We start from the raw sequence: 12,231 nt of genomic DNA, 5'->3' as shown, positions 1-12,231 counted from the left end.
CGCGCGGCGGAGTCCTCGGCCACGAGCAGCGGCACGGGGTCGGCGGCGCAGCCGCCCAGCAGCCCGGCCGCCGCCAGCGCGGCGACGGCCGGCGCCAGGGTCCGTACCCGTATGTGATGTCTCATGCGCGTCAGCGTATCCAGGGTGACCTGCCCCTTTACCGGCGCGTCTCCGCAAGGGAACCGGTCACCGAGCGGGCCGCGGGCGGCCGTCGGACAATGAAAACGATCCGGAGGGTTGCCGGAGGGGGGAGTTCCGATGCCCAGTCCCACGCCCAGGAGGCATGACATGCCCCGCAGCTTGAGGAGAATCGGTGTACTCGGCGCCTGTGTGGCCGCAGCCGTCGCCTTCAGCGCCCCCTTCCCCGCTTCCGCCGCCCCCGCCGCCGAGAGCGTCTTCACCCTCTATTCCAAAGAGGTACCGTCCGGCGAGAGCGGTCAGACCGATCAGCCGCCCGAGGTGGGAGACAGCTTCAGCTTCGCCGGCGACCTCTACCGCGCCAAGGGCGGCGAGAAGGTCGGCCGGGACGGTGTGACCTGCACCGTGGTGCGTGCCGGGCAGGCGGGTGGTGACCTGCACTGTGTCGGCACCTTCGTCCTGACCGGCGAGCCCGCCGGGCAGCTGACGGGTCAGGCGCTGGTGCCGTTCGATCCGTCGGACGAGCAGCCGGCGTCGTTCGACATCGCCATCACCGGCGGAACGGGTGACTTCAAGGACGCGCGGGGCTTCGTCCGCTCGACCGCGGACGGGGACCACGAGCGCCTGGACTTCCGCGTCACCCCCTGAACGCGGGGGAGGAGCCCCGGCCCGGGGCCCCTCCGACCTGCACGCGGTGCGCGCCGCGCCCGCGGCGCGCGCGGATCAGGATCAGCCCAGGCCCGGACCGCGGACCGGGATGGTGGTGAAGGTCGGCTCGGGGGCGGGGTTCTGGAAGAAGTCGTTGCCCTTGTCGTCCACGACGATGAAGGCGGGGAAGTCCTCGACCTCGATCTTCCAGACCGCCTCCATGCCGAGCTCCTCGTACTCGACGACCTCGACCTTCTTGATGCAGTCCTGCGCCAGTCGCGCCGCGGGGCCGCCGATGGAGCCGAGGTAGAAGCCGCCGTGGCTGCCGCAGGCGTCCGTGACCTGCTTCGAGCGGTTGCCCTTGGCCAGCATGACCTTGGAGCCGCCCGCGGCCTGGAACTGCTCGACGTACGAGTCCATGCGGCCGGCCGTCGTCGGGCCGAAGGAACCGGAGGCGTATCCCTCGGGGGTCTTCGCCGGACCGGCGTAGTACACCGGGTGGTCCTTCAGGTACTGCGGCATCTCCTCGCCCGCGTCCAGGCGCTCCTTGATCTTGGCGTGCGCGATGTCACGGGCCACGACCAGCGGGCCGGTCAGCGAGAGGCGGGTCTTGACCGGGTACTTCGTCAGCTCGGCGAGGATCTCGTCCATCGGCTGGTTCAGGTCGATCTCGACGACGTCGCCCTCGGTGGAGAGGTGCTCGTCGGTGGTGTCCGGCAGGAAGCGCGCCGGGTCGGTCTCCAGCTGTTCCAGGAAGACGCCCTCGGCGGTGATCTTCGCGACGGCCTGACGGTCGGCCGAGCAGGACACGGCGATGGCGACGGGCAGCGAGGCGCCGTGGCGGGGCAGGCGCACGACGCGGACGTCGTGGCAGAAGTACTTGCCGCCGAACTGCGCGCCGATGCCGATCTTCTGCGTCAGCTCGAAGACCTTCTCCTCCAGCTCCTTGTCCCGGAAGCCGTGACCGAGCTCGGAGCCCTCGGCCGGCAGCTCGTCCAGGTAGTGCGCGGAGGCGTACTTCGCGGTCTTCAGCGCGAACTCGGCCGACGTGCCGCCGACGACGATCGCCAGGTGATAGGGAGGGCAGGCGGCCGTGCCGAGCGAGCGGATCTTCTCCTCCAGGAACTTCATCATGCTCGCCTCGTTGAGGACGGCCTTCGTCTCCTGGTAGAGGAAGGACTTGTTGGCGGAGCCGCCGCCCTTGGCCATGAAGAGGAACTTGTACGCGCCGCCGTCGGTCGCGTACAGCTCGATCTGCGCGGGCAGGTTCGAGCCGGTGTTCTTCTCCTCCCACATGGTCAGCGGGGCCATCTGCGAGTAGCGCAGGTTGAGCTTGGTGTACGCGTCGTAGACGCCGTGCGACAGGGCCTTCTCGTCCTCGCCTTCGGTGAGGACGTGCTGGCCGCGCTTGCCCATGACGATCGCGGTGCCGGTGTCCTGGCACATGGGCAGGACGCCCGCGGCGGCGATGTTCGCGTTCTTGAGGAGGTCGAGCGCGACGAACTTGTCGTTGCTCGACGCCTCCGGGTCGTCGATGATCCGGCGCAGCTGGGCGAGGTGCGCCGGGCGCAGGTAGTGCTGGATGTCGTGGATCGCCTCGGCGGCGAGCCGGCGCAGCGCCTCCGGCTCGACCTTGAGGAACGTACGGCCGTCGGCCTCGAAGGTGGAGACACCCTCTGCGGTCACCAGGCGGTAGGGCGTGGTGTCCTCTCCCAGGGGGAGCAGATCGGAGTACGCAAACTCTGGCATTTCGGCCATTCCTCACTCGGCAGACAGCGGCACGGCCTCCATTGGCAGCGCGTCCCCCAGCGTAAGACGCCGCACCGGCGGGGTTCCTGTGAGGTAAGGCTCACTTGCCACAGGTCTCCGGCGATCGGGCGGGTCCTTCCGGGCGACGGGGCGGCGCGCCGCTCGGTCGCGCCCCCTAGTCGCGATCTATCGCGTTTCGCTACGCTGAGGTCGTGGACCTCGAAAAGCAGCCCCAGAAGCCGGTCGCCCCCGCCGAGCCCGCGCCCGTCGGGCCGGCCCCCGTGCCCGGCGCGCCGGGCGACTCCCTGCGGGCCTCGGACGCCGACCGGGACCGGATCGCGGACATCCTCGGGGATGCCCTGGCGGAGGGGCGGATCGACGCGGAGGAGCACTCGGAGCGGATCGACGCGGTCTACCGCGCCAAGACGGTGGGCGAGTTGGAGCCGATCGTCCGCGATCTCCCGGCCGGCACCCGGCCGCGCCAGGCGCCCGACTCGGCCCACGCGTACGGCCCCGAGGACACGTCGGGACCCGCCGACAACCTGGTCGCCGTCTTCTCCAGCACCACCCGCAAGGGCCGCTGGCGGGTGGGCCGCAGGACCAACGCCTTCTCCCTCTTCGGCAACATCGAGATCGACCTCACCGAGGCGCTCTTCGCCCAGCGGCTGACCACCATCAACGCCACCTCGGTCTTCGGCAACGTCGAGGTGCGGGTGCCGGAGAACATCAGCCTGCGGGGCAGCGGCACGGGGATCTTCGGCAACTTCGAGGTCGTGGCGATGGAGGCCGCCGACCCGCAGGCGCCGCTGGTCGTGATCAACGGCTACTCGGTCTTCGGCAACGTCGAGGCCAGGCCCAAGCGCGGGAAGTGGATCACCGACCTGCAGGGCCGGCTGCGCAAGCACCTCGGCCACTGACCGCACCGGGGGGCGACGGATCGACGGCGAGACGGAGCGATGGGGCTCCTGACGCCCGGGTGACCGGAATCCGCCCCTGAGGTTCCGCACTCCGGAACTCGGCGGCACGCAGTGCATAGGCGCGCGCACAGCGGGTAGGGCTGGGGCATCGTCTCTCGCTCGCGAAGCCGTCGTCAGGAGTAGACCGTGCTGCAACTGCCGCATCAGCCCCGCCAGGTCGCCGCCGTCCCTCCTCAGCGTGCCCCCGCACGGGACGACGAGGGCGGTCCCTGGCACACGGAGGCGGTGTGCCGCCGGGACGAGGCCGGGCTCTTCTTCGCCCCCTCCAAGGAGCCGACCGCTGCCCGGCTCTCCCGTGAGGAGGCCGCGAAACGGGTCTGCGCCCGGTGTCCCGTGATGGTCGAGTGCCGGGAGCACGCGCTGCTCCAGCCGGAGCCGTACGGCGTGTGGGGCGGGCTCACCGCGGCCGAGCGCCGTGTCGTGCTCGCCCGGCGCCGGCGGCGCGAGGTGGAGCTCAAGAAGGCGACGACGGACCGGATCGCCGCGGCGGGCTGAGCCCGCGGCCGACGGTCACCTCCGCCCGTACGGGAAGGGGCGCCCCCACCGCACATGGGGGCGCCCCTCTTCGTGGACCCGATTTCTCGCCGATCCGCTGTGTGGCTACTTCGCCCGATCGAAGTCGATCTTGCTGTAGGCGCGCAGCTTCGAGAGCCGGTGCGTGGAGTCGATCTGGCGGATCGTGCCGGACTTCGAGCGCATCACCAGCGACGAGGTGGTCGCGGTCTCCGAGCGGTAGCGAACGCCGCGCAGCAGCTCGCCGTCCGTGATGCCGGTGGCGACGAAGAAGACGTTCTCGCCGCTGACCAGATCGTTCGTGGACAGCACCCGGTCGAGGTCGTGGCCCGCGTCGAGCGCCTTCTGGCGCTCCGCGTCGTCCTTCGGCCACAGCTTGCCCTGGATGACACCGCCCAGGCACTTGATGGCGCAGGCCGAGATGATGCCCTCGGGTGTCCCGCCGATGCCGAGGAGCAGGTCGACGCCGGTCCCCTCGCGCACGGCCATGATCGAGCCGGCGACGTCGCCGTCCGAGATGAACTTGATCCGGGCGCCCGTCTCGCGGATCTCCTTGACGATCCCCTCGTGGCGGGGGCGGTCCAGGATGACGACCGTGACGTCCTCGGGCGACATGTTCTTCGCCTTGGCGACCCGGCGGATGTTGACCGAGACGGGGGCGTTGATGTCGACGAAGTCGGCGGCCTCGGGGCCGGTGACCAGCTTGTCCATGTAGAAGACCGCGGACGGGTCGAACATGGTGCCGCGGTCGGCGGCGGCGAGGACGGCGATGGCGTTCGGCATGCCCTTGGCGTTGAGCGTGGTGCCGTCGATCGGGTCCACGGCGATGTCCACCTCGGCGCCGGTGCCGTCGCCGATCCGCTCCCCGTTGTAGAGCATGGGGGCTTCGTCCTTCTCGCCCTCGCCGATGACGACGACGCCGTTCATCGAGACGGTGGAGACGAGGGTCCGCATGGCGTTGACCGCCGCGCCGTCCGCGCCGATCTTGTCCCCGCGGCCGACCCAGCGGCCGGCGGCCATGGCAGCGGCCTCGGTGACGCGCACCAGCTCCAGGGCGAGGTTGCGGTCGGGGGCCTCGGGGGAGACCTCGAGCTCGGACGGCAAGTGATGCTCGGTCATCGGAGCGCACCTTTCTGTACGGCGACGGCCGGAAGTGAAGAGGGTGCTGCGACTCTATCGGCACGTCGACAAATTGAGCAGAGGGGCCCACGTATGAGCACATCACCATGATGCGACCATGGGTGCGTGGCAGGTATGCGAGGCAGGCAGACGGTACGCGGGATGTTCCAGTCCCTGGCGGTGATCATGGTGGCGGCGGGCGTGATGTATCTCTTCATCCCGCACGACGAGCACGCGGACCCGGTGAAGGTGAAGGACTACCGGGTCGAACTTCTGACGGCCCAGCGGGCTGCGCCGTACCCGGTGCTGGCCCCCGAGGGGCTCGGCGAGGGCTGGAAGGCGACCGTGGTCTCGTACAAGCGCGAGAACGCCGACGCCTGGCAGCTGGGCTTCCTCGACCCGGACACGCAGTACGTGGCGATCCACCAGTCGACGGCGGAGCCGAAGAAGTACGTTCCCGACGTCACCCAGCAGGCCGAGAACTCCGGGAAGACCCAGACGGTCGCGGGCCAGGTCTGGCAGCGCTGGGAGGGTCCGAAGTACGACGCTCTCGTGCGCACCGAGGGCGGCGCGACGACCGTGGTGACGGGGACGGCCTCGTTCGAGCGGCTGGCGGAGATGGCCGCCTCGCTGAAGTCGCAGAAGACGGCCTGACGCGCGCGCCACAGCGCGTGGCGCGGAGGGCGGGCGGATACGGGAAGACCCCCGGCACCGAGGTGCGCGGGGGTCTTGTCGCGTCGCGGCTCAGACGGTGGTGACGACCTCGTCGTAGGCCAGGCGCGGGGAGCGGGGGAACCAGGCGTCCTCGCCGGGCTTGCCGATGTTGACGACCATGATCGGGGTGTGGTCGTCGTCCAGGAACTCCTTCTGGACGCTGGCGAAGTCGAGGCCCGTCATCGGGCCGGCGGCGAGGCCGGCGGCGCGCACGCCGATGATGAAGTAGGCGGCCTGGAGAGCGGCGTTCAGCAGGGCCGAACCCTCGCGGGCCGGACGCTCGGCGAAGAACATGTCCTTGGCCTGCGGGAAGTGCGGGAGCAGCGCCGGGAGCTCCTCGTGGAACTCGTTGTCGGCGGAGAGGATCGCGACCAGCGGGGCGGCGGCGGTCTTCGGCTGGTTGCCCTCGGCCATGTGCTTGACCAGGCGCTCGCGCGCCTCGGCGGAGCGGACCAGCGTGATGCGCAGCGGCGTCTGGTTGAAGGCGGTGGGGCCGAACTTCACCAGGTCGTAGATCGCCTGGACCTGCTCGTCGGTCACCGGCTCGTCGGTGAACGTGTTGGCGGTGCGGGCCTCACGGAAGAGGAGGTCCTGGGCGGCGGGGTCAAGAGCGAGGGACATGCTGCGTACCTTCCGGACTGCAAAAGGGGGTCAAGCGATGCCCTCACCGTACGGCGGTGATTGGTTAATTTTCAACTAACTATGCGGATAGTGATCCGCTTCACAGTCCGCGAGCTGTTCCGGCCTGGCCCGCCCTACGCGTCCTCGTCGGCCCCCGGCTCGGTCTCGCCCGTTGAGAGCGCGGCGTCGAGCCGTGCCCGCGCGCCTTCCAGCCAACGCCGGCACACCTTCGCCAATTCCTCCCCGCGCTCCCAGAGTGCGAGCGACTCCTCCAGCGTCGTACCGCCCGTCTCCAGGCGTCGAACGACCTCGATCAGTTCGTCGCGTGCCTGCTCGTACCCGAGCGCCTCTTCCGTGGTGGCTGCCATGGAAACCACCCTAAGCGCCGGGTCCGACAACGCGCCGCACCGTGAACTCACCCGCCGCGACCCGGGCCCGCAGCTCCTCGTCGACCGCGACCTCGTCCGGAGAACGCACCACCGTCCCGTCCGTCCGCTGGAGCACGGCGTACCCCCGCTCCATCGTCGCGGCGGGCGACAGCGCCCGCACCCGCGCCCGGGTGTGCGACAGCTCCGAGTCGGCCCGGTCGAGCAGGTGCCCCAGGGTCCGGCGGCTGCGTGCGAGGAGCGCGTCGAGCTCCTCCTCCCGCAGCTCCACCATCCGCTGCGGATGCTCCATGACCGGACGTGCGAGCGCGTGCGCGAGGCCCCGCTCCTCCCGGTCGATCAGCCCCCGTACCGTCCGCAGCGCCCGGTCCCGCAGGCCCTGCACCCGGTCCAGCTCCTCCCCGACGTCCGGTACGACCTTCTTGGCGGCGTCCGTCGGCGTGGAGGCCCGCAGATCGGCGACCAGGTCCAGCAGCGGCGAGTCGGGTTCGTGGCCGATCGCGGAGACCACCGGCGTGCGGCAGTCGGCGACCGTCCGGATCAGCTGCTCGTCGGAGAACGGCAGCAGGTCCTCCACGCTGCCGCCGCCCCGGGCCACGATGATCACGTCCACCCCCGCGTGCGCGTCCAGCTCCTTCACGGCCTGGACGACCTGCGGCACCGCCTTCACGCCCTGGACGGCGACGTTGCGCACCTCGAACCGGACGGCGGGCCAGCGGCGCCGCGCGTTCTCCAGGACGTCCCGCTCGGCGGCGGAGGCGCGGCCGACGACGAGGCCGACGAGCTGGGGCAGGAAGGGCAGCGGCTTCTTCCGGTCGAGCGCGAAGAGTCCTTCGGCCCCCAGGCTCCGCTTCAGCTGCTCCAGGCGGGCGAGCAGCTCCCCGATGCCGACCGGCTTGATCTCCACCGCGCGCAGGGACAGCTGCCCGCGCGGCGCGTACCACTCGGGCTTGGCGTGCACGACGACCCGGGCGCCCTCGGAGACGATGTCGGCGACGGCGTCGAAGACCTGGCGGTAGCAGGTGACGCCGATGGAGATGTCGTGCGAGGGGTCCCGCAGCGTCAGGAACACGACCCCGGCCCCGGGCCGCCGCGACAACTGCGTGATCTGTCCCTCGACCCACACGGCCCCGAGCCGGTCGATCCACCCCCCGATGAGCCGGGAGACCTCGCCGACGGGCAGCGGCGCTTCAGCGGACGTAGTCAGAGCCATGCGCCGAGCGTAGTGGCCGCCTCGGACAACGGAGCGTGCCCGGCGCCCGCGCGACCGGAGTCCGGAGGTCCGGAGTCCGGAGGTCCGGAGCCCGCGTGCTCGGCGCCCGCTTGCTCGGCGCCCGGAGTCCGGCGCCCGCGCGACCGGAACCTTGGGCGCTGCCCCACCCGGCCGGGGCCGGGGCCACTACACCCGCCTGGCCGTGCCCTGCACCGCGAGGACCACGAGACCCACGCCCAGCCACACCACGCCCACCACCTGCGCCGACGTCGCCGCCTCCACGATCACCGCGACCAGGATCCCCGCCCCCACCACCGGCATCACCACATGCCGCAACCAGTGCGGCGGCCCGTCCGCCCCCCGGACCGCGAACCATCGCACCACGCTCGCGTGCAGCATCACGAACGCCGTCAGCGCCCCGATGTCGACCACCGACACCAGGTGGTCGAGACCGTCGTCCCGCTGCGCCGCCCACACCGCCGCCACCATCGTCAGCGCCGCCGCCAGCAGCAGCGCGAGCCGCGGCACACCCGAATCCGTACGGGCCAGCAGACGCGGCAGCCGCCGCTCCCTGGCCATGGCGAAGAGTAGCCGGCCCGCGGCCGCCTGCCCCGCCAGCGCGGCGAAGGCCGCTCCGATCGCCTTGGACGCCGCCACCAGATCGTGCAGCCAGGTTCCCACCGACGCGTCCACCGCGTCGTAGAACGCCGACCCCTGCTTCGCGGGGTCGGCGGCGAGCTCCGCCGACGACAACGGTTCGAGGAGCGCGACCAGATAGGTCTGCGCCACGAACAGCACACCCGCCAGCGCCAGACAGAACAGCACCGCCCGCGCCACCTTCTCCGAACCCCCGGTGACCTCCTCCGCGAACGAGGCGATCGCGTCGAAACCGAGGTACGAGAGCACGGCCACCGACACCGCGCCCACCACGGCCGCCGCCGAGAACGAGGCGTCGCCGGTCAGCGGCGACCACCAGTCACGCCGCGCCCCGTCCCGTACGAGCACGCCCACCGCCGAGACCACGAAGGCCAGCAGCACCACGATCTCCATCGCGAGCACCGCGAAACCGACCCGCGCCGCCGCCCGTACGCCCCACAGGTTGAGCAGGGTCGTGATCACCACCGCGATCCCCGTCCACACCCACCGGTCCACTCCGGGGACCAGCGCCTCCATCGCGATGCCCGAGAAGAGATACGCCACGGCCGGGATGAGCATGTAGTCGAGCATCGCCATCCAGCCGGCGATGAAGCCGGGCCCCTCGCCGAGCCCCTTGCGGGCGTAAGTGAAGACGGAGCCCGCCAGCGGGGCCACCCGCACCATCTGCGCGTAGCTGTACGCGGTGAACGCCATGGCGACCGTGGCGACGACGTACACCAGCGCCACCGCGCCGCCCGACTTCGCGTCGAGGGTGCCGAAGACGCCGACCGGTGCCATGGGCGCGATGAAGAGCAGCCCGTAGACCACCAGGTCGCGGAACCCGAGATTCCGTCGCAGTCCGGTGTGCGGTGCCACCTGTGCTTCGTCGGCCATGCGCCCCAGTCTCGGCCACGCTGTCGATCATCCGGATGACCGACGCGGCCGCGGGCCGGGGCCGCGACGGGGCGGCCTTACGATGGGACACATGACTGCTACGCCCGCGTCGACGCCCGCGACCCACCGTCCGAAGCGTGTCCTGCTCGCCGCTCCCCGTGGCTACTGCGCGGGCGTGGACCGTGCCGTGATCGCCGTGGAGAAGGCGCTCGAGCAGTACGGCGCGCCGATCTACGTCCGCCACGAGATCGTGCACAACAAGTACGTCGTACAGACCCTGGAGCGGAAGGGCGCCATCTTCGTCGACCAGGCGACCGAGGTGCCGCCGGGCAACATCGTGATGTTCTCCGCGCACGGCGTGGCCCCCACCGTCCACGAGGAGGCCCGGCAGGGCCGCCTGGCGACGATCGACGCGACCTGCCCGCTGGTCACCAAGGTGCACAAGGAGGCCGTCCGGTACGCCGACGCAGACTTCGACATCCTGCTGATCGGTCACGAGGGCCACGAGGAGGTCATCGGCACCTCCGGCGAGGCCCCCGACCACATCCAGCTCGTCGACGGCCCGGAGGACGTGGCCAAGGTCGAGGTGCGCGACCCCTCCAAGGTCGTCTGGCTCTCCCAGACGACGCTCTCGGTCGACGAGACCATGGAGACGGTGGACGCGCTGCAGGAGAAGTTCCCGCAGCTGGTCTCCCCGCCGTCCAGCGACATCTGCTACGCCACCCAGAACCGTCAGACGGCCATCAAGGAGCTCGCCGGCCAGGCCGAGCTGGTGATCGTCGTCGGATCGAAGAACTCGTCGAACTCGATCCGCATGGTCGAGGTCGCCAAGCAGGCCGGCGTGCCGGCCGCGTACCTCGTCGACTTCGCGAGCGAGATCGACGAGGCATGGCTGGAGGGCGTCACGACCGTCGGTCTCTCCTCGGGAGCGTCGGTCCCCGACGTCCTGGTCGAAGAGGTCCTCGCCTGGCTCTCCGAGCGTGGCTACGGGGACGTGGAGATCGTGAAGACGGCCGACGAGTCCCTGACGTTCTCGCTCCCCAAGGAACTCCGCAACAAGGACCTGCGTGCGGAGGCGGCGGCTCTCCTCGAGGAGTGACCGCCCCGGGCGGCGTTTCCCCCTACCGTTGGGTTCATGAACGTTTTCGGAGTGGACATCGGCGGCTCGGGGATCAAAGGCGCTCCCGTGGATCTGGAGCGAGGCGATCTGACCGAGCCGCGCCACAAGGTACTGACCCCCCAGCCCGCCACACCCGACGATGTGGCGGGCTGCGTCGCGGAGGTGGTGGAGAACTTCGGCTGGTCGGGACCGGTCGGGGTGACCTTCCCCGGTGTGGTCACCGGCTCGACGATCCGTACGGCGGCCAATGTCGACAAGGGTTGGATCGGCGTCGACGCGGGCAAGCTGCTCGGCGACCGGCTCGGCGGCCTGCCGGTGACGGTCCTGAACGACGCGGACGCGGCCGGGGTCGCCGAGATGACCTTCGGCGCGGGCCGGGGCCGCAAGGGCACGGTGATCCTGCTGACGCTGGGTACGGGCATCGGCTCGGCCCTCTTCGTCGACGGCAGGCTGGTGCCCAACACGGAGCTGGGCCATCTGGAGCTGAAGGGCCACGACGCGGAGAAGAAGGCCTCGACGAAGGCGAAGGAGGACGAGGACCTCAGCTGGGAGCACTGGGCGACGCGGCGGGTGCAGAAGTACCTGGCCCATGTGGAGATGCTGTTCTCGCCGGAGCTGTTCATCATCGGCGGGGGAGTGAGCCGCAAGGCGGACCGGTTCCTGCCGCTGATCGAGGGCATCAGGGCGGAGATCGTTCCGGCGGAGCTGCAGAACAACGCGGGCATCGTCGGCGCGGCGATGGCGGCGGCGGGGCGGTAGGGGAGCCGGGGCGGTAAAGCGCGGGGGCGCCGTCCCCGCTCCGGCCGACCCGGCCCGGTTACGGGGCGGGGTTGGCGGGGCGGCGGGGCGGATGGGCGCGGAGGGCCGCCGCCGCGGCGGCCGCACGCTGACGGCGCCCCATGTCCCGTACCTTCCGGACGCTGGTGATCAGACCGGCGACGAGCGTGCCGCCGTAGAGCCAGCCGGCGTGGACGGCGAGGGCGGTCACGACCGCCATCGCCTGTCCGCCGAAGCCCCCCGTACCGCCCGAGATGGGCACCACGCCGACGGCGAAGGCGATCGGGACGCTGATCGGGGCGGTGACGAGGTCGGCGGTGCGCACCCAGAGTGCGGTCAGGGCGCTGACCGGCAGGAACAGCAGGCCGTAGACGATCGGCGACCCGTCGAGGATCAGCCAGTCGAGGAAGCCGAGCATCAGCATGGTCGCGGAGGCGAACAGCCCCGCTCCGAGGCCGGTCAGCCGCGGGTTGGGCAGCCGCCGCAGGGCGAGGACGACGGGCGGTACGGGCCGCCCCGCGGGCACGGCCCGCTCGACCCGGCCGCGACCTGACCGCCCGGCGCGGGCGGCGACGCGATAGACGGAGGCGCCTTCGACGAGCGCGCCGGGCGGCGTGAGAGGCGTTTGCGGCCGCCGGCGGCCTTGAGGCTCACTAGTCCTGTGCTGCTCCACTCCACCAACGTAGGTCGGGAAGGGGCCGGGTAGCGGCACGAGACACGCCCTTT

General features: G+C 71.1%; 13 protein-coding genes. 6 read left to right on the top strand and 7 right to left on the bottom strand.

The window, feature by feature from the left end; all coding sequences use genetic code 11:
• Window positions 1-288 precede the first annotated feature (288 nt).
• The gene (locus IE136_RS14680; protein ID WP_189600539.1) at window positions 289-786 is read left to right on the top strand and encodes a hypothetical protein; all 498 of its coding nucleotides are present in this window, start codon (window positions 289-291) and stop codon (window positions 784-786) included.
• An 81-nt stretch (window positions 787-867) separates the two neighbouring features.
• On the opposite strand, the gene IE136_RS14675 is transcribed toward IE136_RS14680, so the two are convergent.
• A complete protein-coding gene (locus IE136_RS14675; protein ID WP_189600538.1) occupies window positions 868-2,535 on the bottom strand; it encodes a fumarate hydratase in 1,668 nt (555 codons plus the stop codon).
• A 212-nt stretch (window positions 2,536-2,747) separates the two neighbouring features.
• Here IE136_RS14675 and IE136_RS14670 point away from each other — a divergent pair, with 212 nt between their 5' ends.
• Both IE136_RS14670 and IE136_RS14665 read left to right on the top strand, forming a co-directional pair.
• Window positions 2,748-3,452, top strand: a complete 705-nt coding sequence (locus IE136_RS14670; RefSeq protein ID WP_189600537.1) for a DUF1707 SHOCT-like domain-containing protein — start codon at window positions 2,748-2,750, stop codon at window positions 3,450-3,452.
• Between the two features lie 186 nt (window positions 3,453-3,638).
• Window positions 3,639-4,007 (top strand): WhiB family transcriptional regulator, encoded by a 369-nt coding sequence (locus IE136_RS14665; protein ID WP_158989933.1) that lies wholly within the window; start codon window positions 3,639-3,641, stop codon window positions 4,005-4,007.
• Window positions 4,008-4,112: 105 nt separating this feature from the next.
• Here the strand turns inward: IE136_RS14665 and glpX are convergent, their stop codons facing one another.
• Window positions 4,113-5,144, bottom strand: a complete 1,032-nt coding sequence (gene glpX, locus IE136_RS14660; protein ID WP_158989935.1) for a class II fructose-bisphosphatase — start codon at window positions 5,142-5,144, stop codon at window positions 4,113-4,115.
• A 126-nt stretch (window positions 5,145-5,270) separates the two neighbouring features.
• Between glpX and IE136_RS14655 the strand changes: the two genes are divergently transcribed.
• Window positions 5,271-5,798, top strand: coding sequence for a DUF4245 domain-containing protein (locus IE136_RS14655; protein WP_158989937.1), 528 nt, complete (start codon window positions 5,271-5,273; stop codon window positions 5,796-5,798).
• A gap of 90 nt (window positions 5,799-5,888) precedes the next feature.
• Here IE136_RS14655 and IE136_RS14650 read toward each other — a convergent pair whose 3' ends face one another.
• The 4 genes from IE136_RS14650 to IE136_RS14635 form a co-directional block, all read right to left on the bottom strand.
• Window positions 5,889-6,479, bottom strand: coding sequence for a malonic semialdehyde reductase (locus tag IE136_RS14650; protein WP_189600536.1), 591 nt, complete (start codon window positions 6,477-6,479; stop codon window positions 5,889-5,891).
• A 134-nt stretch (window positions 6,480-6,613) separates the two neighbouring features.
• On the bottom strand, window positions 6,614-6,847 hold the full coding sequence (locus IE136_RS14645) for an exodeoxyribonuclease VII small subunit (RefSeq protein WP_158989941.1): 234 nt from the start codon (window positions 6,845-6,847) through the stop codon (window positions 6,614-6,616).
• Between the two features lie 10 nt (window positions 6,848-6,857).
• Window positions 6,858-8,078 (bottom strand): exodeoxyribonuclease VII large subunit, encoded by a 1,221-nt coding sequence (gene xseA / locus IE136_RS14640; RefSeq protein ID WP_189600535.1) that lies wholly within the window; start codon window positions 8,076-8,078, stop codon window positions 6,858-6,860.
• A 186-nt stretch (window positions 8,079-8,264) separates the two neighbouring features.
• Entirely contained in the window at window positions 8,265-9,608 is a 1,344-nt protein-coding gene (locus IE136_RS14635) for an APC family permease (protein WP_189600534.1), read from the bottom strand.
• A gap of 82 nt (window positions 9,609-9,690) precedes the next feature.
• On the opposite strand from IE136_RS14635, the gene IE136_RS14630 reads away from it, so the two are divergent.
• A complete protein-coding gene (locus tag IE136_RS14630) occupies window positions 9,691-10,707 on the top strand; it encodes a 4-hydroxy-3-methylbut-2-enyl diphosphate reductase (RefSeq protein WP_189600533.1) in 1,017 nt (338 codons plus the stop codon).
• Between the two features lie 36 nt (window positions 10,708-10,743).
• On the top strand, window positions 10,744-11,487 hold the full coding sequence (ppgK, locus tag IE136_RS14625; RefSeq protein ID WP_158989961.1) for a polyphosphate--glucose phosphotransferase: 744 nt from the start codon (window positions 10,744-10,746) through the stop codon (window positions 11,485-11,487).
• Between the two features lie 58 nt (window positions 11,488-11,545).
• Here ppgK and IE136_RS14620 read toward each other — a convergent pair whose 3' ends face one another.
• Window positions 11,546-12,178, bottom strand: a complete 633-nt coding sequence (locus IE136_RS14620; protein WP_189600532.1) for a DUF6542 domain-containing protein — start codon at window positions 12,176-12,178, stop codon at window positions 11,546-11,548.
• Window positions 12,179-12,231: the final 53 nt, after the last annotated feature.

This window comes from Streptomyces lateritius, assembly GCF_014649715.1.
In the GTDB taxonomy this organism is placed as follows: Bacteria; Actinomycetota; Actinomycetes; order Streptomycetales; family Streptomycetaceae; genus Streptomyces; species Streptomyces lateritius.
The sequence above is the reverse complement of the archived record's forward strand: the minus strand, read 5'-3'. Positions and strand labels throughout refer to the sequence as shown.